Source organism: Agilicoccus flavus, from assembly GCF_014857905.1.
GTDB classification, from domain to species: domain Bacteria; phylum Actinomycetota; class Actinomycetes; order Actinomycetales; family Dermatophilaceae; genus Agilicoccus; species Agilicoccus flavus.
Window position 1 is genome coordinate 1 of sequence record NZ_JACYXE010000021.1, and the last position, 23,494, is coordinate 23,494.

Annotated in this window: 25 protein-coding genes and 4 pseudogenes; 16 read left to right on the forward strand and 13 right to left on the reverse strand. The window is 73.7% G+C overall.

Annotated elements, in window-relative coordinates; translation table 11 throughout:
• Positions 1-182 precede the first annotated feature (182 nt).
• The gene (locus tag ICW24_RS18640) at positions 183-503 is read right to left on the reverse strand and encodes a transposase (protein ID WP_226347230.1); all 321 of its coding nucleotides are present in this window, start codon (positions 501-503) and stop codon (positions 183-185) included.
• Between the two features lie 66 nt (positions 504-569).
• Here ICW24_RS18640 and ICW24_RS18645 point away from each other — a divergent pair, with 66 nt between their 5' ends.
• Positions 570-1,217 (forward strand): SDR family NAD(P)-dependent oxidoreductase, encoded by a 648-nt coding sequence (locus ICW24_RS18645; RefSeq protein ID WP_307781374.1) that lies wholly within the window; start codon positions 570-572, stop codon positions 1,215-1,217.
• Positions 1,218-1,393: 176 nt separating this feature from the next.
• Entirely contained in the window at positions 1,394-1,900 is a 507-nt protein-coding gene (locus ICW24_RS18650; RefSeq protein ID WP_226347231.1) for a DUF4112 domain-containing protein, read from the forward strand.
• A gap of 8 nt (positions 1,901-1,908) precedes the next feature.
• On the opposite strand, the gene ICW24_RS19990 is transcribed toward ICW24_RS18650, so the two are convergent.
• The 4 genes and pseudogenes from ICW24_RS19990 to ICW24_RS18665 form a co-directional block, all read right to left on the reverse strand.
• Positions 1,909-2,184, reverse strand: coding sequence for an MmyB family transcriptional regulator (locus ICW24_RS19990; protein WP_372361045.1), 276 nt, complete (start codon positions 2,182-2,184; stop codon positions 1,909-1,911).
• Positions 2,185-2,296: 112 nt separating this feature from the next.
• Positions 2,297-2,782: pseudogene (locus ICW24_RS19995) on the reverse strand (helix-turn-helix domain-containing protein); the annotation flags it as partial.
• 115 nt (positions 2,783-2,897) lie between these two features.
• The gene (locus tag ICW24_RS18660) at positions 2,898-3,164 is read right to left on the reverse strand and encodes an SDR family oxidoreductase (protein WP_226347232.1); all 267 of its coding nucleotides are present in this window, start codon (positions 3,162-3,164) and stop codon (positions 2,898-2,900) included.
• Positions 3,100-3,738 (reverse strand): SDR family oxidoreductase, encoded by a 639-nt coding sequence (locus tag ICW24_RS18665; protein WP_226347233.1) that lies wholly within the window; start codon positions 3,736-3,738, stop codon positions 3,100-3,102. The genes ICW24_RS18660 and ICW24_RS18665 overlap by 65 nt, the downstream gene beginning before the upstream one ends.
• On the opposite strand from ICW24_RS18665, the gene ICW24_RS18670 reads away from it, so the two are divergent.
• The 4 genes from ICW24_RS18670 (at position 3,715) to ICW24_RS18685 (ending at position 8,989) form a co-directional block, all read left to right on the forward strand.
• Entirely contained in the window at positions 3,715-4,500 is a 786-nt protein-coding gene (locus ICW24_RS18670) for a zinc-binding dehydrogenase (protein ID WP_226347234.1), read from the forward strand. The genes ICW24_RS18665 and ICW24_RS18670 overlap by 24 nt on opposite strands.
• 158 nt (positions 4,501-4,658) lie before the next feature.
• The gene (gene rph, locus ICW24_RS18675; RefSeq protein WP_226347235.1) at positions 4,659-7,277 is read left to right on the forward strand and encodes a rifamycin-inactivating phosphotransferase; all 2,619 of its coding nucleotides are present in this window, start codon (positions 4,659-4,661) and stop codon (positions 7,275-7,277) included.
• Positions 7,278-7,335: 58 nt separating this feature from the next.
• Complete coding sequence (locus ICW24_RS18680) at positions 7,336-8,508, forward strand: ATP-binding protein (protein WP_226347236.1); 1,173 nt, start codon at positions 7,336-7,338, stop codon at positions 8,506-8,508.
• 115 nt (positions 8,509-8,623) lie between these two features.
• Positions 8,624-8,989, forward strand: a complete 366-nt coding sequence (locus ICW24_RS18685; RefSeq protein WP_226347237.1) for a PaaI family thioesterase — start codon at positions 8,624-8,626, stop codon at positions 8,987-8,989.
• A 15-nt stretch (positions 8,990-9,004) separates the two neighbouring features.
• Here ICW24_RS18685 and ICW24_RS18690 read toward each other — a convergent pair whose 3' ends face one another.
• Complete coding sequence (locus ICW24_RS18690) at positions 9,005-9,667, reverse strand: TetR/AcrR family transcriptional regulator (protein WP_226347238.1); 663 nt, start codon at positions 9,665-9,667, stop codon at positions 9,005-9,007.
• Between the two features lie 56 nt (positions 9,668-9,723).
• Between ICW24_RS18690 and ICW24_RS18695 the strand changes: the two genes are divergently transcribed.
• Both ICW24_RS18695 and ICW24_RS18700 read left to right on the forward strand, forming a co-directional pair.
• Positions 9,724-11,133: a flavin-containing monooxygenase gene (locus tag ICW24_RS18695; RefSeq protein WP_226347239.1), complete on the forward strand. Its 1,410-nt coding sequence runs from the start codon at positions 9,724-9,726 to the stop codon at positions 11,131-11,133.
• Positions 11,130-11,930: pseudogene (locus ICW24_RS18700) on the forward strand (SDR family oxidoreductase); the annotation flags it as partial. The gene ICW24_RS18695 and the pseudogene ICW24_RS18700, both read left to right, overlap by 4 nt.
• A 474-nt stretch (positions 11,931-12,404) precedes the next feature.
• On the opposite strand, the gene ICW24_RS18705 reads toward ICW24_RS18700, so the two are convergent.
• The 5 genes and pseudogenes from ICW24_RS18705 to ICW24_RS18720 form a co-directional block, all read right to left on the reverse strand.
• Positions 12,405-13,205, reverse strand: a complete 801-nt coding sequence (locus ICW24_RS18705) for a GTPase (RefSeq protein WP_226347240.1) — start codon at positions 13,203-13,205, stop codon at positions 12,405-12,407.
• Positions 13,206-13,522: 317 nt separating this feature from the next.
• The gene (locus ICW24_RS19825) at positions 13,523-14,437 is read right to left on the reverse strand and encodes an NADPH-dependent F420 reductase (RefSeq protein ID WP_307781375.1); all 915 of its coding nucleotides are present in this window, start codon (positions 14,435-14,437) and stop codon (positions 13,523-13,525) included.
• The gene (locus ICW24_RS19465) at positions 14,364-15,074 is read right to left on the reverse strand and encodes an LLM class flavin-dependent oxidoreductase (protein WP_307781376.1); all 711 of its coding nucleotides are present in this window, start codon (positions 15,072-15,074) and stop codon (positions 14,364-14,366) included. The genes ICW24_RS19825 and ICW24_RS19465 overlap by 74 nt, the downstream gene beginning before the upstream one ends.
• Positions 15,049-15,471, reverse strand: a pseudogene (locus ICW24_RS19470) (LLM class flavin-dependent oxidoreductase); the annotation flags it as partial. The pseudogene ICW24_RS19470 and the gene ICW24_RS19465, both read right to left, overlap by 26 nt.
• Positions 15,472-15,502: 31 nt before the next feature.
• On the reverse strand, positions 15,503-16,027 hold the full coding sequence (locus ICW24_RS18720) for a flavin reductase family protein (RefSeq protein WP_226347242.1): 525 nt from the start codon (positions 16,025-16,027) through the stop codon (positions 15,503-15,505).
• Between the two features lie 121 nt (positions 16,028-16,148).
• Between ICW24_RS18720 and ICW24_RS18725 the strand changes: the two genes are divergently transcribed.
• From ICW24_RS18725 to ICW24_RS18740, 4 genes are all read left to right on the forward strand, one after another.
• Positions 16,149-16,745: a TetR/AcrR family transcriptional regulator gene (locus tag ICW24_RS18725; RefSeq protein WP_226347243.1), complete on the forward strand. Its 597-nt coding sequence runs from the start codon at positions 16,149-16,151 to the stop codon at positions 16,743-16,745.
• Between the two features lie 104 nt (positions 16,746-16,849).
• Positions 16,850-17,407, forward strand: coding sequence for a Uma2 family endonuclease (locus ICW24_RS18730; protein ID WP_226347244.1), 558 nt, complete (start codon positions 16,850-16,852; stop codon positions 17,405-17,407).
• Positions 17,408-17,753: 346 nt separating this feature from the next.
• Positions 17,754-18,689, forward strand: a complete 936-nt coding sequence (locus ICW24_RS18735) for a helix-turn-helix domain-containing protein (RefSeq protein WP_226347245.1) — start codon at positions 17,754-17,756, stop codon at positions 18,687-18,689.
• Positions 18,686-19,237, forward strand: coding sequence for a dihydrofolate reductase family protein (locus ICW24_RS18740; protein ID WP_226347246.1), 552 nt, complete (start codon positions 18,686-18,688; stop codon positions 19,235-19,237). Before ICW24_RS18735 ends, ICW24_RS18740 begins: the two co-directional genes overlap by 4 nt.
• A 201-nt stretch (positions 19,238-19,438) precedes the next feature.
• Here ICW24_RS18740 and ICW24_RS18745 read toward each other — a convergent pair whose 3' ends face one another.
• Complete coding sequence (locus ICW24_RS18745) at positions 19,439-20,173, reverse strand: SDR family NAD(P)-dependent oxidoreductase (protein WP_226347247.1); 735 nt, start codon at positions 20,171-20,173, stop codon at positions 19,439-19,441.
• Between the two features lie 99 nt (positions 20,174-20,272).
• Here ICW24_RS18745 and ICW24_RS18750 point away from each other — a divergent pair, with 99 nt between their 5' ends.
• From ICW24_RS18750 to ICW24_RS18765, 4 genes are all read left to right on the forward strand, one after another.
• Positions 20,273-20,554 (forward strand): type II toxin-antitoxin system Phd/YefM family antitoxin, encoded by a 282-nt coding sequence (locus tag ICW24_RS18750; protein WP_226347248.1) that lies wholly within the window; start codon positions 20,273-20,275, stop codon positions 20,552-20,554.
• 3 nt (positions 20,555-20,557) lie between these two features.
• The gene (locus ICW24_RS18755; protein WP_226347249.1) at positions 20,558-20,947 is read left to right on the forward strand and encodes a type II toxin-antitoxin system VapC family toxin; all 390 of its coding nucleotides are present in this window, start codon (positions 20,558-20,560) and stop codon (positions 20,945-20,947) included.
• A gap of 222 nt (positions 20,948-21,169) precedes the next feature.
• A complete protein-coding gene (locus ICW24_RS18760; RefSeq protein ID WP_226347250.1) occupies positions 21,170-21,673 on the forward strand; it encodes an alpha/beta hydrolase in 504 nt (167 codons plus the stop codon).
• A 481-nt stretch (positions 21,674-22,154) separates the two neighbouring features.
• Positions 22,155-22,925, forward strand: coding sequence for an SDR family NAD(P)-dependent oxidoreductase (locus ICW24_RS18765; protein WP_226347251.1), 771 nt, complete (start codon positions 22,155-22,157; stop codon positions 22,923-22,925).
• A gap of 109 nt (positions 22,926-23,034) precedes the next feature.
• Here ICW24_RS18765 and ICW24_RS18770 read toward each other — a convergent pair.
• Positions 23,035-23,494: pseudogene (locus tag ICW24_RS18770) on the reverse strand (DDE-type integrase/transposase/recombinase); the annotation flags it as partial.

Here is a 23,494-nt window from a genome sequence, read left to right on the forward strand (position 1 = left end):
CCTGCACTCACACTGCGGCGACATCCCGCCCGTCGAGTACGAGAGCACCTACTACGCTGAACTGACCACCGCGCCGCCAACCGCCGGCCCGGCACAACCCGCTCTCCACTGAACCCGGGGCGATCCACCGAACCGGTCGCGGTGCTGGTCGATGTAGTCGACCAGCACCGCGGTGGGCACCTCTACTTGATCTTGCGGTCGAGCTCCGCAGCTGCGAAAAAAGCTGCGCTCGTCTTCAGGATCTCGTTCGCCCGGCGCAGCTCGCGGACCTCGCGCTCAAGCTCGGCCAGCCTGGTCGCATCGTCGGTGGTCGTGCCGGGCCGCACACCGCCGTCGATCTCGGCCTGACGTACCCAGTTTCTCAGCGCTTCGGGGTGAACCCCGAGCTGGTCAGCGACCCGCTTGATCGCCCCACGCGCCGACTCCGGGTCCTTCCTTGCGTCCATCGCCATCCGCGTGGCTCGCTGCTGGAGCTCGACGCTGTACTTCCTCGGTGCTGCCATGACTCTCATCATCCTTCCCAGGATTGAGAGCCTCCATCAGACCCGGGGCGATTCATCACCGCTGCGGTGGCCGGGGCCGAGGAGAGGTTCGGTGGGGTCGACGTCCTGGTCAACAACGCCGGCTACGGCTACCGCGCCGCCGTCGAGGAGGGGGAGGAGGCGGCGGTCCAGCAGTTGTTCGACACCCACGTCTTCGGCACCGCGCGCACCATCAAGGCCGTGCTGCCCGGGATGCGACGTCGCCGCTCCGGCACCATCGTCAACCTCTCCTCGATCGGTGCGCGACTCTCCCCACCGGGGTCCGGCTACTACGCGGCGGTCAAGGCCGCCGTCGAGGCGATGACCCTGTCGCTGCGCAGGGAGGTCGAGCCGCTGGGCATCACGGCCATGGTCGTCGAGCCCGGCGGGTTCCGCACCGACTTCGCCGGCCGGTCCCTCACGCAGGCCGAGACCCCGATCGGCGACTATGCGCAGACCGCCGGGAAGCGGCGCAAGGAACAGGACACCGTCCACGGGAACCAGCCGGGCGACCCCGCCAAGGCCGCGGCGCGCCTCGTCGACGTCGTCGAGTCCGACACGCCCCCGTACATGCTGGTGCTCGGCAACGACGCCTCCGACGCGTTCCGTGCCGCGCTCGACGCGCTGCGCGCCGACGTCGACGCCTGGGAACAGGTCAGCCGCAGCACCGACGTGGACGAACCGGACGCCGAGTGACCCTCGCCGAGTGAACGTCCCCGGGGGTCGGCGGACCTCGGCTCGGCCACAGACGCGGATGACACCCATGGGCCACGTCCAGGGGGCGCCTCGTCGACCGCGCGGCTCGTGGGGGCGGCCGATCCCGGGCCGGGGGTCGTCCGCCCCCGTCCGTGTCCGCCGCCTACGGTGGCGGGGTGAACCGACTCCGCGACACCCGCCCCACCCCGCGCACGGGGATCGCCGGCAGCTCCACGCACTCCAGCCGCGTGCTCGCCCGGCTCATGGACGACCTGTTCCGGATCCCCGGTACCCGGTTCGGCATCGGTCTCGACGCCCTCATCGGGCTCATCCCGGGCATCGGCGACGCGGCCGGCACGGCCATCTCGGGCGTCATCCTCGCCCACGCGGTGCGCCACCGGGTCCCGTTGTCGGTGCTGCTCCACATGGGGTGGAACCTGCTCGTCGACGCCCTGCTCGGGCTCGTGCCGTTCGTCGGGGACGTCGCCGACGCCGCGCACCGCGCCAACGTCAAGAACCTCCGGCTGCTCGAGTCGACCATCGAGCAGGGGCGACAGGTCGACGCGAGCGTGCAGGGCTACGTCGGGCGGGCCGTCGCGCTCGTCGTCCTCATCCTCGCCGTGCTCATCGCGCTCGCCGTCCTCGCGCTGTGGGCGGTCCTGCGGCTGTTCGGGGTGCTCTGACCGATCGGTCAGACGTCGGCGGTGCGGTCGCCCAGCGTGTGCGCCCAGCTCGCGAGCAGGGCGAGGGACTCGGCGTCGGGGGAGCCCGGCTCCGGCGTGTAGACGTTGATCCGCAGGCCCGGGTCGGCGGGGAGGTCGAGGGCCTCGTAGGCGAGCGTGAGGTCGCCGACCACCGGGTGGTGCAGCCGCTTCGTGCCGGTGCGATGCAGGGTGACGTCGTGGCCGGCCCAGAGCTGCCGGAACCGCTCGCTGCGGGTCGAGAGCTGGCCGATGAGGCCGGTCAACTGTTCGTCGTAGGGGTCCCGGCCCGCCTCGGCCCGGAGGATGGCGACGGAAGTCGTGCTCGACCCGGCCGAAGTCGAGGAAGAAGTCGGGCGCCTCGGGGGAGAGGAAGATGAAGCGGGCGACGTTGGGCACCCGGTCGCCCGCCGCCTCGAAGATCGGGGCGTACAACGCACGGCCCAGGGTGTTCGCGGCGAGGAGGTCCGACCTCCCGTTGCGGACGTACGCGGGCGCCGAACCCATCGCGTCGATGACCCGCTGCAGCGTCGGGCGGACCCGCGACCGGCTCGGGGGGCGCCGTGCGGCGACCGCGCCGGGGGCGTGGGCGGCCCGCACGAGGTTCCCCAGGTGCGCCCGCTCCGCCTCGTCGAGCTGCAGCGCCCCGGCCACCGCCTCGAGGACCGGCTCGGAGACGCCGGTCGCCGTCCCCCGCTCCAGCCGCGTGTAGTACTCGACGCTGATGCCGGCGAGCATGGCGACCTCCTCGCGGCGCAGACCGGCCACCCGCCGGTGGGTGCCGTACGCCGGGAGCCCGGCCTGCTCGGGGGTCACCTTGGCCCGCCGGGAGGTCCGGAACTCGCGGATCTCGTTCTTCGCCATGCGTTCTCCTCGGTCGGACCGCTGCCGGGGGCAGCCGCCGACGGTCGCGGTGGTCGATCTCCACCGTAGGCACGTCGTGGGTGGGCAGGCAGTCCCCGGCGGGACCCCTCGAGGCTCAGGCCGGGCGCAGCGGGCCGAACTTGTAGGAGGCGGTGACGCCGCCGTCCATGAGGACGTCGCTGCCGGTGATGAACGCCCCCGCCGGACCCAGCAGCAGCTCGCCGACCGCACCCACCTCGTCGGGGGTGCCCGCCCGCCCGACCGGGCAGCCCTCGATCATCCGGCGGTAGCCCTCGCCGCGCGGGCCGGTCAGTTCGTCACGCGCCAGCGGCGTGATGACGATGCCGGGGCTGATCGCGTTTGATCCGCGCCCCCCGCTCACCCCAGCGCACGGCCTGCGCGCTCACCCGCAGCGAGTTGCCGCGCTTGGAGAGCTGGTAGGCGTTCAGGGGGTCGGTGACGTCGCCCAGCAGCGGCAACGCGAGCAACTCCTCGGTGGGGGTCGTCGCGAGCTGCTCGTCCTGGGCCGGGGTCAGCGCCGGGAGCCGGTGGCCCGACTGGGAGGAGATGACGACGCCCGCCCCGCCGGGGGCGATCACCGCGCCGAACACCTCGAGGACGAGGGCCGTGCCGTAGAGGTCGACGCGCAGGATCGTCTCGGGCGACGCCTGCGACGGCGACACCCCCGCCGCGTGGACCACCGCCGCGACCGGCCCGAGGTCGGCCGCCTCGCGGGCGAGCGCCTCGACGGAGGCGCGGTCGGCGACGTCGATTCGGGCGGTCGAGGTCGCGAAGCCGGCGTCGGCGAGGACCCGCGCGGCCGCCTCGGCGTTCGCGGGGTCGAGGTCGGCGACGAGCACAAGCCGTCCGGCGCTGACGCGGCGGGCGATCGCCTGCCCGATCGAGCCGGCCCCGATGACGACGGTGACGGGGTGCTGGGAGTCGTTCGTTGGCATGCCGCCGACGCTAGGGGTCGCCGGGCGGCCTCGACAGGCGCTCCCAGGGCCTGCCTCCGCGGCGGTGGGTACGCCGGCTGCCAGGCCGAGGCGATCCGCATCCCCAACGCCGACGGCACCCTCCTCGCGACGCCCGAACGCCCCGACGACGCGATGATCCCGAGCCTGCTCGCGCTCTCCGACGTCATGGGCACCGGCTGGCACGCGGCCGTCTCGGCGCGGGTCCGCGAGGGCGGGACCGTGGTCGTCGTCGGCGACGGCGCGGTCGGCCTGAGCGGCGTGCTCGCCGCCGCCCAGCTGGGGGCCGGGCGGATCATCGCCATGAGTCGCCACGCGGACCGGCAGGCCCTCGCGCGCGAGTTCGGCGCCACCGACGTCGTCGCCGAGCGCGGCGACGAGGGGGTCGAAGCCGTCAAGGAGCTCACCGACGGCATCGGCGCCGACTCCGTCCTCGAGTGCGTGGGGACGCAGGACTCGGTGGTCCAGGCCCTGCGCAGCGCCCGGCCCGGCGGGATGGTCGGCTGGGTCGGCGTGCCGCACGTCACCGAGCTCCCCCAGGAGCACATGTTCTGGCGCAACGTCGGCCCGGCCGGCGGCGTCGCTCCCGTGCGGGCCTACCTGCCCGACCTGCTCGCCCGCGTGCTCGACGGGAGCATGGACCCGGGGCGCGTCTTCGACCTGACCCTCCCCCTGGAGGAGGCCGCGGAGGGCTACGCGGCGATGGACGAGCGCCGCGCGATCAAGTCCCTTCTTCGGCCCTGACCCGTCGCGCCGAGGTCGAGGAAAGCCTGTCGGCCGACCTCGAAGACGCCATCCGCGACGCACTCACCGCGGGGCGGCCACTCCCCGCCTCCCGCGGGGCCCCTGTCGGGACCGCCCCCGGTCGCCTACCGTGAACGAAGAGGTCGGGAGGTGGCGCCGTGGCGGCGCGCGACGTGGTGGGGCTGGACGAGGTCGACGAGACGCGGGTCGGTCTCGTCGGCGGCAAGGCCGCGCACCTGGGCGCGCTGACGGGCGTCGAGGGCGTCCGGGTACCCGCCGGGTTCGTCGTGACGACCGACATCTTCCGGGCTGTGGCCGGGGCGTCGCCGGCGGTCGCGGACGCCGTGCGCCGGCTCGCCCGGGCGGACCCCGCCGACCTCGACGAGATGCGGGGCGCGTGCGCGCGGGCGCGCGCGGCCGTCGAGGACCTGACGCTTCCCGACGACGTCGCCGCGGCCGTCGCGGGCGCCCTGGCGGCCATCGGCGCGGACGCCGCCTACGCCGTCCGCTCGAGCGCGACGGCCGAGGACCTGCCGACCGCCTCGTTCGCGGGGCAGCAGGACTCCTTCCTCGGCGTCGTCGGCGCGGAGGCGATCGGGCGGCACGTCGTGCGGTGCTGGGCGTCGCTGTTCACCGAGCGCGCCGTCGCCTATCGCCGCCGGCACGGGATCGACGACGCGGCCGTGGCCATGGCCGTGCTCGTGCAAGAGATGGTCGACGCCGACGCCGCGGGCGTCCTCTTCACCGCCGACCCGGTCACCGGGCGGCGGACCGTGGCCGTCGTCGAGGCGACCGTCGGCCTCGGGGAGGCGCTCGTGTCCGGGATCGTCGACCCCGACGTGTTCACGGTGCACGACGGGGCCGTCGCCACGCGGAACGGTGCGAAGGAGCGGGCCCTCGAGGCCGCGCCCGGCGGGGGCACGCGCGACGTGGCCCTCGACGCGGATCGCCGGGAGCGGCCCGCGCTGAGCGACGCGCAGGTCCGGCGCCTCGTCGCGCTCGGGCGGCGGATCGAGGCCCGGTTCGGGCGGCCGCAGGACATCGAGTGGTGCCTGGCGGGCGACGACCTCCACGTCGTGCAGAGCCGGCCGATCACCACGGCGTTCCCCGCCCCCGAGGCCGCCGACGACGGGTTCCACGTCTACGTCTCCGTCGGGCACCAGCAGATGATGACCGACGCGATGCGGCCCCTGGGCTGGTCGATGTGGCAGCTCACGGCGATGGCGCCGATGGTGCAGGCAGGTGGCCGGCTCTTCGTCGACGTCACCGGCCGCCTCGCGACGCCCGCGGGCCGCGCCGGGCTGCTGGAGGTCATGGGCAAGGGTGACCCGCTGGTCCGCGACGCCCTCGAGACCGTGCTCGCCCGGGGCGACGTCCCCCTGCGCCCCGCCGCCGCCGACGCGCCGGCCGCGGCCCCGCACGGGGGCGGCCCGCCGGCGGAGATCGCCACCGACCCGGCGATCGTGACGGCCCTCGTCGAGCGCAGCGAGGCGTCCGTCGCTGCCGCCCGCGACGCGCTCGCCGGACGGACCGGGCCGGACGTGTTCGACGCCCTCGACGACGCCTTCGCCGAGCACGCGCGCGTGCTCGCCGACCCCGAGAGCCTGCAGGTGATCATGGCGGGGATGCAGGCCACCTGGTGGCTCGAGGAGCACCTGCGCGAGTGGCTCGGAGACGCGGGGGCCGCCGACGCGCTCACCCTCTCGGCCCCCGGCAACGTCACGTCCGAGATGGGGCTCGCGCTGCTGGACGTCGCCGACGTGATCCGCCCGTTCCCGCCCGTCGTGGCCCTCCTCGAGTCGCGGGTCGACGCGGAGGACCGGCGCTTCCTCGACGAGCTGGGCGATCTCCCCGGCGGGCCCGAGGCGCGCGCGGCCCTCGAGGGGTTCCTCGCCCGGTACGGCGCGCGCGGCGCGGGCGAGATCGACATCACCCGGCCGCGGTGGAGCGAACGGCCCGCGATGCTCCTGCCGGTCGTCCTCGACCACGTCCGCCACGCCGCGCCGGACGAGGCGCGGCGGCGGTTCGAGGACGGGGCCCGCCAGGCCCAGCGGGCGACGCAGGACGTGCTGTGGCGGCTGCGGCTCCTGCCCGACGGCGAGGCGAAGGCGCGGGAGACGGCGCGGATGATCGACCGCGTCCGCACCTTCGTCGGCTACCGGGAGTACCCGAAGTTCGACATCGTCCGCCGCTACGCCGTCTACAAGGAGGCGCTGCTCGGCGAGGCGCGGCGCCTCGTGGCGGCGGGCGTCCTCACGCGGGAGGACGACGCGTTCTTCCTCACGTTCGCCGAGCTCCGCGAGGCGGTCGCCTCGGGCCGGGTCGACCCCGCGCTCGTGCAAGAGCGGCGCGCCGCGGTCGCGTGGCACGCCACGCTCCGGCCGCCGCGGGTGCTGACGTCGGAGGGCGAGGCGCTGCACGGCGCGTACCGCGACGGCGCGGCGTCCGGTGCCCCGTCCGGCGCCCTCGTCGGCATCCCCGCCTCGGCGGGGACCGTCGAAGGACGGGCCCGCGTCGTCCTCGACATGGCCCGGGCCGACCTCGCGCCGGGCGACATCCTCGTCACGACCCACACCGACCCGAGCTGGACGCCGCTCTTCGTCGCCGTCGCCGGCGTGATCACCGAGGTGGGCGGGCGGATGACGCACGGCGCGGTCATTGCGCGCGAGTACGGCCTGCCGGCCGTCGTCGGGGTGCCCGACGCCACCCGGCTCGTCCGCGACGGGCAGCGCGTCCGGGTGCACGGCGGCGAGGGCTACGTCGAGCTGCTCGACTGAGCGCCCGCCGGGCTTACACTGCTTTACGTTCCAGGAGATGTGTAAAGGAGTGTAAGTCGTGGCGCCGATCGAACCCGTGCCCTCCCCGTACACACCGGGGTCGACGGCCGTATTCACCCCCGGCCGGGAGCGCGAGCGGGCGGCCTTCGACCGGATCCTCGTCGACGTCGCCGGCAGCGGCCGGTTCCACGGCCGGGTCCAGGTGCTCCAGGGCGCCCGCGGGGTGGGCAAGACGTCGCTGCTGCGCGCGGCCGAGCGCACCGCCCGACGCCTCGGGCTGGCCACGGTCTTCGTCACGGCCACGCAGACGGAGGGCCTCTCCCTCGTCGCGCAGGAGCTGCGCGGGGTGATGACGCACCTGGCGCCGCGCTCGGTGACCGACCGGTTCGCCGCGTCCGTCAGCAAGATCGGGGTCAAGCTCGGGCCGGCCGAGGTCGCCGTCGACCTCCAGCGGGCGCAGCCGCCCGACAGCGCCGTCGCCCACCTCAAGAGCGTGCTGACGGCGGTGGCGCGCACGACCGAGAAGGCCAACCGGGGTCTCGTCCTGTTCGTCGACGAGATGCAGGACGTCCCCCGCCCCGACATCCGCACCCTGTCCACCGCGTGGCAGGAGCTCGACGCCGAGGCGAAGCGGGACGGCGCACCCCCGATCCCCGCGGCGATGATGACGGCCGGCCTGAGCAACACGCAGGAGGCGATCACCGCGGGGGCGTCGTTCGGGGAGCGGTTCCGCTTCACCCGGCTCGGCAACCTCGACGTCCCCGCGGCGGCGCAGGCGGTCGTCGAGCCCGTCCTCGAGTCGGGGGTCGGCTGGGAGCCCGACGCGGTGGACGCCCTCGTCGAACGCTCCGCCGGGTACCCCTACTTCATCCAGCTCTACGCCCACGAGACGTGGGAGGTGCGGGAGCGCCGCCCCGGCGATCGCGTGGGCGTCGCCGACGTGCAGGCCGGGATCGACGCGGCCGCCGAACAGATCGAGACCCTCTACCGGGGGCGGTGGAACCGCGCCACCCCCGCCGAGCGGCGCATCCTCGTCGCCATCGCCGAGGGCGGACGCGAGGAGCTGACCCGCGGCGAGATCGCGGATCGCCTCGGCGTCAAGGGCGGCGACCTCGGGATGGCGCGCGCGTCCCTGCTCGGCAAGGGGCTGCTCGCCGTCCCCCGCCACGGCGTGCTCGCCTTCAACGCACCGGGTTTCGGCGACTTCATCCTCGACGAGATCGACGGCTGACCGGGCGTCGCCGGCGGCGCGGGCCCCCGGATCGTTCTCGCCTCGACCGGTCCGCCGGTGCGCCGATCGACGGGTCGGGCGGCGCGTCGTGGGGGGCGGTGACAGGGTGAGGCCCATGGACTTCCTCGAGCATCTCGACGTGCACACCCCCGACGACGGCCCCTTCCGGCTCACGCCGACCGAGGCGCACCTCAACCGCAACGGCACGGTCCACGGTGGGGTGCTCTCCACGCTGCTCGACGCGGCCATGGGCGCGGCGGTGCGCGAGGGGCTGGAGGAGGGGCAGGAGACGGCCACCGCGGCCCTGTCCGTGACCTACCTCGCGCCCGGCAAACCGGGCGAGGAGCTCACCGTGCGCACGGAGGTGCTCAAGCGCGGATCGACGCTCGTCATGCTCACCGGTGAGGTGCAGCGCCCCGACGGAAAGGCCGTCGCCCACGGCGTCGGCACGTTCGCCGTCGTCGAGTCGTCGCAGGACTGACGCGCCCTCTCGCGCTCAGCGGTTCAACGGCCAGAGCAGGCGGACGACGATGTCGGCGAGCCCGTCGACGACCTCGGGCGCGCCCGACGTGAGCTCGTCCTCGGCGTAGGCGAGCAGCGCCTCCGACATCCCGCCCTCGACGAACACGCCGAGGAGCTTGTTGCGGGAGCCGATGGCGTCGTCGAACAGGTCGGTGAGGGCCTCGGCGACGCGGTGCGTCATCCCCCGCCGGGTCGCCTCGAGCGAGCAGTCGACGCCGACCATCTCGACCTCGAGCACGCGGATCACCCGCACGTCCTCGAGCAGCGGGCCCACGACGTGCGTCAACGCGGTCCGGACCCAGGCGCGCGGGTCGTCGAGGCATCCGCCCCGCCCGGCGACGTCGTGCGCGGTGGCGATCCGCTCGAGCAGGTCCTCGCAGATGCCCAGGTAGACGGCCTCGAGCAGCGCGGCCCGCCCGCTGAACAGCTCGTAGAAGGACCGGGTCGAGACCCCCGCCGCCGTGCACAGGCCGCTCACGGTGCTCGCGGGATACCCGATCGTCCCGAAGGTCTCGAGGCCGGCGTCGAGGAGGCGGAGGCGGCGCTGGTTGTCCCGCTGCTCCGGCGGCATGCCGCGCCAGACCCGTCCGACGCGCCCCTCGGTCGGCGCCGTCGTCGCTGCGGTGTTCCGTGTCATGGGCCGCCCTCCGTGGTCTCTTGAAACGTCGTCTTTCCGATGTCACCCTCACCGGTATGCCCTACCTGGTGAAAGAGGAGCATCGCGCTCCCGCGCGCCTCGACGCGCTGACTCCCGACCCGAGCCTGCCACGGACGTGTGTCATCGGCGCAGGCTCGAGCGGGATCGCCGCGGCCAAGGCCCTGTACGAGGCGCGGATCCCGTTCGAGTGCTACGAGCAGGGGCCCGTGGTCGGGGGCAACTGGGTCTACGAGAACCCCAACGGCCGGTCGGCCTGCTACGACTCGCTCGAGATCAACACGTCGTGCCCGCGGATGGCCTTCTCCGACTTCCCGATGCCGGCCGACTACCCGCCGTACGCCCGGCACGACCAGGTGGCGGCCTACTTCACCGGTTACGTCGAGCACTTCGGCTTCGGGCACCGCCTCACCTTCGACACGAGGGTGGACGCGGTCGAGCGCGACGGGTCACGGTGGCGGGTCACGGTCACCGGGCCCGAGGGCACGCGGACGGAGACGTTCGACGCGGTCGTCGTCGCCAACGGCCACCACTGGGACGCGCACTGGCCCGAGCCCTCCTACCCGGGCCACTTCGACGGGCGACAGATGCACTCCCACGACTACCGCCACGCCGAGCAGTTGGCCGGGCACGACGTCGTCGTCGTCGGGGCCGGCAACTCGGCGATGGACATCGCTGTGGCGGCGTCCCGGACCGCGCGGTCGGCGACGATCTCGCAGCGCCGCGGCCAGTGGGTGCTGCGCAAGTTCCTCCTCGGCCGGCCCAGCGACCAGGCCGCCCTGCCCGGGTGGATGCCGTGGTGGGTCACCCGCCTGCGGCTCGCGGCCGGGGCGCGGCTCTCCGGGAGCACGGTCGCGCTCGGTCTGCCGCGGCCGGCGCACGCCCCGGGGGAGTCGCACCCCGTGCAGTCCGAGACCATCCGGGGGGCGCTGCGCTCCGGACGGCTCGTCCCGAAACCGGGCATCGAGCGCTTCGACGGGGGTCGGGTCGTCTTCGTCGACGGCACGAGCGTGCCCGCCGACCTCGTCGTCTGGGCCACCGGCTATCGCGTGAGCTTCCCCTTCCTCGCCCCCGAACTGCTGTCGGTGCGGGACAACGAGCTCCCGCTGTTCAAGCGCACCGTCCACCCCGACCTGCCGGGCCTGTTCTTCGTCGGCCTGCTCCAGCCGGTGGGCGCCGTCATGCCGCTCGCGGAGGCCCAGAGCGTGTGGATCGCCGAGCTGCTGTCCGGCGCCTACGCCCTGCCGGGCGACGCCGAGGTGAGGCGGCGGACCGCCCGCGACCACGCGCGGTACGAGAAGCGGTTCTACCGCTCGCCTCGGCACACGATGGAGGTCGACTTCGACCACTTCCTGTGGGACCTCGCCCGCGAGCGGCGGGCCGGCGCGCGGCGGGCCGCGGCCGTCCGGATCGGCGGTCCCACGGGGACGCGGGCGGTGGCGCCGTGAGAGCGGCGAACGGAGGCGAGTGTGCGAGCGGCAGTGAGTGCGACGGGGGGCATGGAGCGGCGAACGGAGGCGAGCGTGCGAGCGGCAGTGAGCGCGACGGAGGGCATGGAGCGGCGAACGGAGGCGGGCGTGCGAGCGGCAGTGAGCGCGACGGAGGGCACAACGCCCCGGGAGCCGTCGTCACCGGCGGGGGCCGGGGGCTGGGCCGCGAGATCGCGCTGCGTCTGGCCCGGCGCGGCTACGCCGTGCACGTGACCGACCGTGACGCCGACGCGGCACGCGAGACGGCCGCGCTCGCGGGGGCCGCGTGCTGGAGCAGCGGGCTCGACGTCACCGACGCGCCCGCCTGCGCCGCGGTCGCCGCCGCCACGGTCGAGCGCGCCGGGAGCCTGGCCGTCTGGGTCAACAACGCGGGGATCCTCACGACGGGGCCGCTGTGGGAACACGACCTCGCGGTCTCGCGCCGCGTCTTCGAGGTCAACACGTTCGGCACGATGCACGGCCTCGCTGCGGCCCTGGACGTCATGCGCCCGGCCGGGGCCGGACACGTCGTCAACATCGTGTCCCTGGCCGCGCTCGCGGCCGTGCCCGGGGAGGCCGTCTACGCGGGCTCGAAGCACGCCGTGCTCGGGTTGAGCCTGTCGACGCTCGCCGACCTCCGGGCGGCGGGGATCACGGGGGTGGACATCAGCTGCGTCTGCCCCGACGGGATGTGGACGCCGATGCTGCACGACCGCCTCGACGACCCGGAGGCCGCGATGTCGTTCTCGGCCAGGCTGTTCCGGCCGGAGGAGATCGCGGACGTCGTCGAGCGGGTCCTCGACCGGCCGCGCCCGGTGACGAGCGTGCCGCGCTGGCGGGCCGGGGCCGCGCGGGTGCTCGGCCGCGTTCCGCAGGTGGGCCGCGCTGCCCGGCCTGCGCCGCGTCGGCGCGATCCGGCAGCGGCGCCTCGCGCGACGCCGCGACCGGGGGCTGCCCGTCGTCTGACCGGGGCGCCGCGTCGGACCGGCCCGCGCGGGCCACAGGGCGCAGGCCGGGAGCTGCCGCGCGAACGGGACGACCTCGACGATGGGCGCGACGCTCACCTGGCCACGGCGACACCGGCGGCCCGGAGCCGTCACCCTTTCGCCGAGCCGCGGGCGTGCTTCGTGGAGAGCCCGGGCGACCGCTGCGCCGAGGCACCGGGCGATCACCGCCGAGGCGCGCCGACCGCTGCGGAGGGCGACGAGTCGGGGCGTCCGCGCGCGACCGGGCGCCCGCCGCGCGGGTGCTCAGCGGTGGCCGCTGAGCTGGCCCAGGCGCCGCTCGAGGGCCACGAGCTGGGCGTCGCCGCGCTTGGCGGCGCTCGCGGACGACGCCGTCGGCACGCTCATCGGGAGGACGTCGATGGAGATGCGCGCCCCGCCGGCGAGCGCGCGCAGCTCGTCGAGCGTGTCGCCGAACGGCGACCCGCTGCCGGGGGAGTAGTAGCGAACGGCCTCGTCGATCTCGTCGGGGAACAGGTCGGCCTTCGACACGACGATGACGAGCCACACCGGCCGGTCGCGCCGCACCGCCATCGCGGCGATGAGGTGGGCCGTGACCGACCAGTCGGCCAGCTCGGCGGCGAGCTGCTCCTCGCGGCTCGCGGCCGCCGTCCCCGACGTGCCGCCGGCCCGACGCGGGGTGGCGTGGCCGTAGGCGACGACGTGGAGCACGCCGTCGACGGGCTCGTCGTGGAACACCTCGTCGAGGGCGCCGAGGCGGGTCGCGGCGTTGTCGCCCGGCACGACCCGGAACCGGAAGCCCTTGCCCCGCGCCGTGCGTCGGGTGCGGCGCTCCATCGTGGCCGAGCCGACGTCGTCGCCGGCCTGATCGAGGGAGCGGCGCGCGAGGCGGTCGACGAGGCGCGACTTGCCCACCCCGGTGACCCCGGTGACGGCGACGGTCGGGAAGCGCGAGCGGAAGAGCCCCGCGACCTGGTGCGGCGCCGCGGACAAGGCCGACACCACCCCGGAGGCCCCGGCGCCGAGGGCGTAGAGACCCCCGAGAGCGGAGCCCGGGCCGGGCCGGCGGTCGGCGGGTGAGTTCATGGCGCAGTCCTCAGGGTCGGCGGATCGTCGGGTTCCAGCTCATCACAGGTCATCGCCGTCGATGCCGCCCGGGTTCGCGAGCGGGGGTGTCGCGCCCGAGTGAGGAACGAGCGCCGCCGCGCCCGGCGGGCCTCCGCCGGTCACCTCGGTGTGCGCCTCACATGAACAGGACGCGGACGAGCCGGAGGGCGTAGTCCGGGTCGATCTCTCCCCCGAAGGGCCCATGCGCTCGAAGAGGGCAGACACGGAGATGTTGCGACGCTTCGGCAGCCGGTCCTTCTCCGCCGCAGCCAGCGCGGCGGGGATCTCGTCGGCCGTCAGGTCGGTGCAGTAGACGGGCGAGCCCGGCTGCTGGCGCCACGAGTCGGCCAGGGAACCGGCGTCGACGGCGTCGAAGCCCGAGTCGTCGACGAGACGGGCGGCGATCTCCTTGGCGCGGGGGTCGTCGCCGGCGATGGGGAGGCCGATCCGCTCGGGGTTCCCCGGCCGGGCGGGCGTCGTTCGCGAAGGTCCCGGAGCCGACGGCGTTCCACGCCTTGACGATCGGCCGGCCGAGCTGCTCGGTGACCCACACGCTCTCGGGGGTGCCGGCCTATCGCCTCGATCGTCTCGTCCCGCATCGGGTAGTAGTTCGAGGTGTCGAGGATGACCGTCCCTTCCGGCAGGTCGGTGAGCGGCCCGGCGATACCGGGCAGCTTGACCAGCGGGATCGAGAGGATTGCGACGTCGACGTCCTGCACCGCCTCGGCGGCGGTGACGGCCCGGGCGCCCTCGGTGAGCAGGTCCGCGTCGATCGTCTCGGGGCCGCGCGAGTTGGCGACCAAGACGTCGTGCCCGGCGGTGGGGAGGCGGCGGGCCAGGGTGGAGCCGATGTTGCCCGTGCCGAGGATTCCGATCTCATGGTGTTCACCTTTCGTGATGCGCTGAGGGGGTCCGTGGTGCGTCAGGCGATGCGCGGGTCGAGGCCGTACTGCTCGGGCACGCCGAGGTGCTCGCGCAGGGTGCTGCCCTCGTAGTCGAGGTGGAAGAGGCCGCGCTCCTGCAGGATCGGGACGACCTCGTCGACGAAGGTGTCGATGCCGTCCTCGTAGGCGTCGATCGAGATCCAGAAGCCGTCGGCGGCGCCCGCCTCGAATCACTCCTGCATGTGGTCGGCGGTCACGGAGGCCGGGCCGACCGTCGTCGGGTGGTAGTCGATGACGCCGTGGGCGAGGACCTCGCGGATCGTCCACCCCTGTCGGGCGACCTCGAGGGCGTGCTGCGAGCGGGGGTCGAACGGGCTGGGCCGCGCGGCGGCGAGCTGCTCGGCCGTGAGCGGCGCGTCGATCTGGGAGGCGTCGAGCGGGATGCCGAGCATGGCGCCGAGGTAGGGCAGGCGCGTCTCGAGCACGTATTCCCCGATCCGGAGGCGCCGGTCGACCGCTTCGCGCACGGTGGGGCGATCGCGGGCATCACCCCGGGGAAGTACTTGACGTCGTCGGGGTCGCGGCCGGCCCGGCGCGCGGCCTCCCGCACCGCCTCGCGCTCGGCGCGCGCGGCCTCGATGGAGTAGGTCGCGCCGATGACACCGGAGGCGTACCGGCCGGCGATCTCGCGGCCGTACTCGCCGCCACCGGCGGAGAAGATCACGGGCTGACCCTGCTCGGACGGGGGGATCGGCAGCGGTCCGCGGGAGGCGACGTACTCGCCCTTGAGGTTGACCGGGCGGATCTGCTCCGGGTCGGCGAACCGCGCGTTCGCGGTGTCCTGGAGCCAGGCGTCCCGGCCCCAGCTGCCCCACAGGGCCTGCACGATCTGGATCGTCTCGTGGGCGCGCTGGTAGCGCTGCGGGCGGGGGGGCGATCTCGGCCCCGTAGTTGGCCGCCACACCCGCGTCGCTCGTGGTCACCGCGTTCCAGCCGATGCGGCCATGGCTCATGACGTCGAGGGTCTTGAACTGGCGGGCCAGGTTGTACGGCTCGGTGAAGGTCGTGGAGCCGGTGGCGACGAACCCGATCCGCTCGGTGGCGCGAGCGGCGGCGGCGATCGTCAGCAGCGGGTCGAGCGTGAGCATCGGGGCCTCGCGCGTGACGTCGGTCGACAGCCCGGCGAAGTCGGGCAGGAAGAAGAACTGGATCTTGCCGCGCTCGGCGGCCTGGGCGTAGCGCACCTGGGCGTCGAAGCTCGTGTAGTTGGCCGGATCGACGCCGGGCGCCCGCCACGACATGGGCTGGCTGCCGTAGGCGTTGCCGAGTTGCAGGGCGAGGAGCATCTGACGTTCGCTCATGAGAGTCCTTGATCGGGGGTGCAGGGGTGTCTCAGGCGGCGAGCCGGCGCAGGGCGCTGCCGTGGAAGACGAGGGGGGCCTGCTGCGGATCGCGGTGCAGGTCGAGGACCCGCAGGAGGGTGAGGACGTGGTCGCCGGCGTCGATCTCGGCGTGCCGGGCGACCGTGAAGGTCGCCATCGCGCCGGCGAGCAGGACGCTGCCGTCGTCGCCGACGCGGGTGTCGATGCCCTCGAACCGGGTGGCGGCGGGTCGGCTCAGCGGCGCGATGAGCGACTCGTCGTCGTCGCCGAGCACGCTGATGCCCCACCGTGGCGCCCGCTGCAGCACGGGCCACGTCGTCGAGGTGCGGGCAAAGGCGATCGAGACCAGTGGCGGGTCCAACGAGACCGAGCTGAAGGAGTTGGCGAGCATCCCGACGGCGTGGCCGTCGACCTCCGCGGCGACGACCGCGATGCCGGTCGGGAACGCGGCCAGCGCGTGACGCATCGTCTGCGGCGTGGGGGCGAGCGGCTCCCGGGTCGTCGACCCGGCGCGCGGGATCATGAGGTCGGTCATCGGTGGCCCTCCTTCGTGGGCGACGACGAAGCGGAGGTGGTCCCCGTTTCCTTTAACGACGATACGGAGGTAGCCTCCATATTGTCAAAGGGTCGTGCGACGACGAGCTGAGGAGCAGGAGATGAGCACACAGCGATCACCGCAGGCGGCGCCGGAGCGCAAGTTGCGGGCCGACGCGGTGCGCAATCGCGCCGGGATCCTCGAGGTGGCCCAGCGGCACTTCCTCGCCCACGGCATCGGCACCTCGCTCGAGGCGATCGCCAAGGAGGCCGGGGTCGGGGCGGGCACGTTGTACCGGCACTTCCCGACGCGGGAGGCGTTGCTCGCGGCGCTGCTGCAGCGGCGCACCGAGGAGGTCGTGGCGAGCCGCGACCGGATCGGCCAGGTCGGCGACCCCGGCGAGGCGCTGCGTGAGTGGATGCGGGCGATGGAGGACTACCTCAGCTCCTACACGGGGCTGCCGGGCCCACTCGCCGCCGCCGCCCAGGAGCGCGACCCTGACAACCCGCTGACCCTGCCCTGCGAGCAACTCATCACGGCCACGCAGGAGTACCTGCACGCCGCGCAGCAGGCCGGGGTGGCGCACGCCTGGGTGCGGCCGCGCGACCTCTTCCTCACCGCCGTCTCGATCGCATGGGTGAGGGGCGCGGGCGCCGCCGACGACGACTCGATCGCCGCCCTGCGCCGGCTCGACGAGAGCGGGTACCGGCCGGCCTGAGGCCGGCGTACGTCACCCCGTGGTCGCGGGACCGGCGGGGTGCATCAGGCCTCGCCCGCTCACGGTGGCGGCGGCATACTGGTCGGAGCCGAGGGAGGTGGAGCATGAGCCTGGCGACACCGCTGCCTTCATGGAATCTGCGTGAGTGGGACGCCCACCGAGGACACGACGAGCAGCATGTGGAACTGGTCCGGGGGGTCCCGATCGTGAGTCCGGGCGAATCCGTCGCGAACCGGCGCGTGTGTGACCGTCTCTCCGCACTGCTGAACGAGCGGGTGCCGAGTGGCTGGTTCGCGGTCACGGAGGTCGAGTTGACCGTGTCCGAGGACCCGGTGGCGACCGTGCGCCGACCCGACGTGATCGTGCTGTCGGAACAGACGCCGCAGGATCAGGCCCGGCAGCACCCACGCGACGTCGCGGTCGTCGCCGAGGTCGTCTCGCCGACGTCGCGGGAACGCGACTGGATGACGAAGGCCGGTGAATATGCCGCCGCGGGCATCCCCGCCTACCTCGTCGTCGACCCCGGCCAGCGGGTCCTGGCCGCGTTCACCGAACCGGTCGACCATGCCTACACCGCGCGGGCGGACGACGGCGACGGCGTCGTGGATCTCACGGTCGGCGGTGAGCGGGTTCGCCTGCGCCTGGACGAGATCGTGGCGTAGCTCGGGCTCCGACGACGCTCGGACAGCCCGGCGAGCCCTGCCTGATTCCTCCGCGGTCGCCGCGCCGGGCTGTGCACACCTCGGCACGGGTCAGGTGCCGGCGGATCGGGGACCGTGAAATCCTGCAGGGGAGTGCCGAGCGTGTCGAGTCTCTGGGCGAAGGCGACGGGGTCCATGTCGCCGGAGTCGTCGGCCTCGACGACCAGATGTGCGGGGGGGCTGCACCGGCATCCGACGTGCCGCCCGACGTGGAGTCGCTCGTTGGGGATCGTTCGTCGCGGGTCACCGTCCTCGGTGAGCAAGAACGGTCGGGTGCGCGCGGGGGCGGCGCGCGCAGACTGAGGCCATGTCGAAGCCCGCCCGTGATCGCCTCCGCGAGCTGCTCGACGCCGTGCTCGACGAGGACCACCGCACGCTCGACGAGATGGCCGAGGGTGCGTTCTCCTCGCCGTTCCACTTCAGCCGCGAGCTGGTCCGCGGTGCGGGCGAGCCTCCCGTGACGATGCGCCGCCGGGTACTGCTCGAGCGGGCCGCTTGGTCGCTCTCCCAGGGGTCCTCGGTGACCGACACGGCCTTCGCCGCGGGTTACGAGTCGGTCGAGGGGTTCGCGCGAGCGTTTGCCCGGTCCTACGGATGCTCGCCCGGCTCGGTGGCCGCGCGCCCGAAGAGTCACTGGTTGGCATCCCCGAACGGGATCCACTTCCACCCACCGACGTCGCTGTGGGTCGACAGCGGCGAAGCGTCGTCGACCCGCCCGGCCGGCGCGGGCCCCACCGAGCTCATGGTGCACCACGACGTCGACGACATCCGCGCCCTGCTGGCCGCGGCCGCGACCCTGCCCGCGCTGGAACTGGACGCCGTCCGGGTCACCGGCAGCGGGCCGCTGAGCTGGGACGGGCCCGACGAGACGATCCGTGAGGTGCTGGGTCACCTGGTTCAGGCCAAGGAGGTATGGCTGGCGGCCGTCGAGGGTCGCGATCTGCCCGAGCTGTCGGCCGACGCATCGATCGAGGTGCTCGTCGAACGCCACGAGGAGGTGGCCGGTCGCTGGCTCGCCCTGGTGCGCGACACCGACCGCCGCGGCGCGTGGGCCGACCGCATCGTCGACGCGCTGTGCGAGCCGCCGCAGAGCTTCGTGGTCGGCGGCATCGTCGCGCACGTTCTCACGTACTCCGCGCACCGACGTCAGCTGCTCCGGCTGATGCTGCGCGACGCGGGTCGCACCCTCGACGAGGGCGACCCGATCACCTGGCTGCAACGACGCTCGGGAGGCACCGCATGACCCGCACGATCTACTACACCGCCGCCACGCTGGACGGCTACCTCGCCGACGAACACGACTCGCTCGAGTGGTTGTTCGTGCAGGACATCGACGCCGACGGCCCCAACTCCCACGAGGCCTTCATGGCCGGGGTGGGCACGATCGTCATGGGCCGGACGACGTACGAGTGGCTCCGGGCGCACCTGGAGCGGACGGGGGAGCCGTGGCTCTACGAGCAGCCCGCCTGGGTCCTCAGCCACGCGACCCTGCCGGGCCTGGACGGCGCCGACCTCCGTTTCGCCCAGGGCGACGTCGCCGACCTGCACCCCGCCCTCGTCGAGGCCGCCGGCGGCAAGGACGTGTGGGTCGTCGGAGGCGGTGACCTCGCCGCCCAGTTCGCCGACGCCGGCCTGCTCGACCAGATCGTCATCTCCATCGCGGGCGTCACCCTCGGCGCCGGCCGCCCGCTCTTCCCAGGGCGATTCGCCCTCGAGCTCACGGACGTGGCGCGCAACCGCTCCTTCGTCTGCGCGACGTACGACGTCAAGGGGCCGCTGGATCAGGGGTGACGCCCGGCCCCACGCCGCCGGCCCCACCCGGCCAGGACGGCCGCCACGTCCTCGGCATCGTGACCGTGGGCCGTCGAGCCGCGTCCCGTCGCGACCGCGGGGCCCACCCCGTCCGGCGAGGGTCGCCGGGGCTCACCCGGTGCCGGTCGACCCGTGTCGCGGGCCTTCCCGCGCCGCGCGGATCACCTGCCGGAGTCCGGATCAGGGGAGGGCGACGCCGGTGTGTTCTTCGAGCCGGTTCAGGAGGCGGGCCTGGAAGGCCGGGTCGAGCGCGGCCGGGTGGGGGCGGTCCGGCTCGCGGTGGTACCAGTAGCCGCCCGTCGGAGGGGTGATGTCCGCGAGGTCGGCGGTGGCCAGCCACTCCTGGGTGCGCGGGGCCTCCGCGAGGCTGTCGGACGCGCCCGACCCGCCCATCCGCGTCGGGACCCAGCCGGGGTCGACCGCGTGTGCCGGCGTGTCCGTCCGGGCGTCCGCCAGCGCCATGGCCAGGGCGGTGACGCAGAGCTTGCTCGTCTCGTAGGCCCCTCTGGTTCGCGACGGGTCGCCGAGGTCGAGGCGCTCCAGATCGGCCGAACCCGAGCGGTGCATCGAGCTGCTCAGCGCGATCCAGCGACCGGGCGGCGTCGTGAGCGCGGTGAGGAGGTAGGGCGCGACGAGGTTGACGGCGAGGACGTCCGGGCCGGTCATCACGCCCGCGTTGTGGATCACGGCGTCGAACCGGCCGAGCGCCTCGACCTCCTCGGCGAGGCGGAGGGTCTCGTCGCGATCGCCGAGGTCGCCGTGCACGACCGCGCGGACGCGATCGGTGATCGCGAGCCCGGCCGCGCGCTCCGGGGTGCGGGCGTGGAGCACGACGTCGTGGCCGGCCGCGACGAGGCCCTCGACCGTGGCGAGGCCGACGCCCGTCGTGGACCCGGTGACGAGGATCAGGGACATGCGGAGCCTTCCTGAGAGTGACGTCGCTCTAATCAAGCACGCCCCGCGTCCTCCCGTGTTCTATGTCTTCGCGACAGGCAAATGTAGTACATTCCTGGGGTGGACACGGTATCGAAGCGCGACCTCAACCAGCAGACCGCTGTGGTCCTCGAGCGAGTGGCGAGGACGGGCGACGTCGTCGTCACCGAACGGGGCGAGCCCCGGTGGCGCCTCATCCCGTTCCGCGCCGGGCAAGAGTCGACCCTCGCGCGACTCGAGCGCGACGGCGGGTACGAACCTCCGGCTGCGGAACCGGCCCCGTGGCCCGACCACCCCGGCGGCCCGCGCTTGACGGACGCCGAGGCCGAGGTCCTGCTCGACGAGATGCGTGGGGACCACTGACCGGTGGGGATCGTCTACCTCGACTCCTCCGTCGCGCTCCGCACGATCCTCGACGTGCCGCAGCGCCCGCGGCTCCAGGCCTGGATGCAGGCGCCGGGAGAGGTCTTCGTGTCGTCGCGGCTGCTGCGTACCGAGGTCGTGCGCGTGCTGCGTCGCGACGACAGGCCGGTGACGGACGGCGCGGCACTCCTCGATCGGGTCGGCCTCATCGATGTCACCCGGCAGACGCATGCGGTCGCGGAGTCCATCGAGCGACACGTCAAGACCCTCGACGCCCTACATCTCGCCACCGCGCTCCTCGTCGGGGAGCCGGTCACGGTGGCCAGCCACGACACGGCCATGAAGGCGGTCGCGGCGGACCTCGGCCTCGTCGTGGCCGATCCGGTGGAGTGAGCCGATCCCGTGGTGTGACCCGTGTACCCGGGTCGCAGCGGCGACATCGTCCCGCTGTGGTTCGACGCGGGTCTCCGCCCCTCGGGGCAGCACGTCGTGAAGTCACCCGAGCCGATCGGCCTCGGTGATCGACGCGCCTTCCTCGGACGCGGCCGTGGTCTCGTCGACGCGGCTCCCCCAACCGTCACCACCGTCCTGACGACAGCACCTAACCTGTGGGGGGTGCGACTCCTCTTCCTCCACGGCGCCGGCGGGTACGACGACGACCGTCCCCTGGCCGAGGCGTTGGGCGCGGCGCTCGACGCTGGGGTGGACCTGCCCCGGCTGCCGGAGGATGACATGTCCGTCGCCACCTGGGCATCTGCCGTGCGGCGAGGTCTGGAGGCGGTCGGTGCGGACGGAGTCGTCGTCGCGCATTCCTTCGGGGCGTCGATCCTCCTGCACGTGCTCGCCGCCGCCGGCCCGACCCCGAGGCGGGCGCTTCTGCTCGCCATGCCGGACTGGAGTCCCGACGGGTGGGACGTGCCGGACTACGCCGCCCCCGCCTCCGAGCCGGCGACGCGGCTGTCGCTGCACCACTGCCGCGACGACGAGGTCGTGCCGTTCACCCATCTCGCCCTGCACGCCGCCCGGTTGCCGTCGGCGCAGGTCACCGCCCACCGCCGCGGCGGCCACCAGTTCGTCGGGCTCGCTGAGACGATCGCCGCCGACGCGCGCCCGCGCTGAGCCCAGAGTCGCCACGCGCCGCCTCGCCCGGACGACCGGCGATGGTCGACGCAGGCCGGTTGCAGGGGGCCTTCCGGGCGGTTGCACGGGCGTGCGGGCCGGGGGGACGTCCGAGTTTTCACGACAACTGCACTGCCTTTGGCAGCGCCGTTTTCATCGCCGCTGGTCAGAGGGTCGCCGCTGTCGGCGGTACGCCATTGGCAGTGCAGTTGTCGTGAAAACTCGGGGCCAGCGTCGGTCCGGCGCCGGGACCGCCGGCGATCTGGCACAGGGCCGACGTGCCAGGGGCGGCTGAACGTCGCTCGAGACCAGGTGCCCCGCCTGGGGTCCGTATCGCCCGGCGAGGCGGACGGGTCCACCGCGGAGGTCCCGGCCGCCGACCCGGTGCCGCGCTACGGGCATCGTCCCGCGGCTAGGCTCCGCTGGGTCGGACGAAGGCGGGCCCGTTGCGGTGGCCCTCCGCGAGGAAACGAGGACAGTCATGGCGGGTCTTGCTCTGGTCACGGGTGCGTCGTCGGGGATCGGGTTCCAGATCGCAAAGCAGCTCGCCGGGCGGGGGTACGACATCGTCGGGGTCGGGACCAGCGACCGCGTCGCCGGACTCGGGGAGCGTCTGCCGGGGGTTCAGGTGTATCCCGTGCGAGTCGACCTGAGCACCGAGGACGGCGTCGCGGACCTGTGGCGGCAGGTCGAGGAGACCGGCCGGCCCCTGGACGTGGCGGCGTTGAACGCGGGGGTGAGCCTCGGCGGGGCGTTCCTCGACACCGACCTCGAGGACGAGAAGAAGATGATCGCCCTCAACATCACCTCGCAGGTGCTGCTGGCCAAGCACGTCGTGCGGATGATGACGGCGCGGCGGTCCGGGCGGATCCTCATCACGTCGTCGATGTCGGCGCTCACCCCGACGCCGTACGAGTCGATCTACGGCCCGACCCGCGCGTTCATGCTCAGCTTCGCCCAGGGCCTGCGCGAGGAGATGCGGGAGTACGGGGTCACGGTCACCGCGTTGCTGCCGGGCGCGACGGCGACGGAGTTCCACTCGCGGGCCGGGATGGGCAACACCGTCTTCGGTTCCAACGACTGGAAGAACGACCCCGAGCTCGTCGCCCGACTCGGTGTCGACGCGCTCTTCGCCGGCAAGGACCACGTCATCGGCGGTGACCGCAAGACCCGCCTGGACGCCCTGCGCAACCGGATGCTGCCCGACCCGATCAAGGCCCGCCGCTTCGCCAAGGCGAGCAAGCCCCGGTAACGGGTCGGTGAGGTCGACCGGGTCCGTCGACCCGGCGTCCCGGCCCGGGCGCGAACCCGGGTCCGGGACCGCCTTCGACGGACTGAACCGCCCCGGTGAGTCGGGAGACTCAGTGGTTTGAGAGCGCCAGCTGCTGCTGGGCCCTGTTTTGAGCGTAGTAGGCGGTCTCGAGGTCGACCGGTGGGATGTCACCGCAGTACTCGTAGAGGCGGCGGTGGTTGAACCAGTCGACCCACTCGGCGGTCGCGTACTCGACGGCGTCGAGGGTGCGCCACGGGCCGCGTGGTTTGATCAGCTCGGTCTTATACAAGCCGTTGATCGACTCGGCCAGAGCGTTGTCGTAGGACGAGCCGACCGAGCCGACCGACGCGGCGATGTTCGCCTCAGCGAGACGCTCGGTATACCGGATCGCCGTGTACTGCGACCCCCGATCGGTGTGCGCCACAACGGACGACCTTCACGTTCCCGGGTCCATACGGCCTGCTCGAAAGCGTCCAGGACCAACTGGGTGGACATGCTCGTCCCGCACCGCCAGCCGATGATCCGCCGCGCGAACGCGTCGATGACGA

Bases quoted from the DNA above. Each gene is read 5' to 3' on its own strand.
- ICW24_RS18640 (WP_226347230.1), bottom strand. From the start codon at position 503: ATGGCAGCACCGAGGAAGTACAGCGTCGAGCTCCAGCAGCGAGCCACG.
- ICW24_RS18665 (WP_226347233.1), bottom strand. From the start codon at position 3,738: ATGCCAACGAACGACTCCCAGCACCCCGTCACCGTCGTCATCGGGGCC.
- ICW24_RS18685 (WP_226347237.1), top strand. From the start codon at position 8,624: ATGGACTTCCTCGAGCATCTCGACGTGCACACCCCCGACGACGGCCCC.
- ICW24_RS18690 (WP_226347238.1), bottom strand. From the start codon at position 9,667: ATGACACGGAACACCGCAGCGACGACGGCGCCGACCGAGGGGCGCGTC.
- ICW24_RS18695 (WP_226347239.1), top strand. From the start codon at position 9,724: ATGCCCTACCTGGTGAAAGAGGAGCATCGCGCTCCCGCGCGCCTCGAC.
- ICW24_RS18705 (WP_226347240.1), bottom strand. From the start codon at position 13,205: ATGAACTCACCCGCCGACCGCCGGCCCGGCCCGGGCTCCGCTCTCGGG.
- ICW24_RS18720 (WP_226347242.1), bottom strand. From the start codon at position 16,027: ATGACCGACCTCATGATCCCGCGCGCCGGGTCGACGACCCGGGAGCCG.
- ICW24_RS18725 (WP_226347243.1), top strand. From the start codon at position 16,149: ATGAGCACACAGCGATCACCGCAGGCGGCGCCGGAGCGCAAGTTGCGG.
- ICW24_RS18730 (WP_226347244.1), top strand. From the start codon at position 16,850: ATGAGCCTGGCGACACCGCTGCCTTCATGGAATCTGCGTGAGTGGGAC.
- ICW24_RS18735 (WP_226347245.1), top strand. From the start codon at position 17,754: ATGTCGAAGCCCGCCCGTGATCGCCTCCGCGAGCTGCTCGACGCCGTG.
- ICW24_RS18740 (WP_226347246.1), top strand. From the start codon at position 18,686: ATGACCCGCACGATCTACTACACCGCCGCCACGCTGGACGGCTACCTC.
- ICW24_RS18745 (WP_226347247.1), bottom strand. From the start codon at position 20,173: ATGTCCCTGATCCTCGTCACCGGGTCCACGACGGGCGTCGGCCTCGCC.
- ICW24_RS18765 (WP_226347251.1), top strand. From the start codon at position 22,155: ATGGCGGGTCTTGCTCTGGTCACGGGTGCGTCGTCGGGGATCGGGTTC.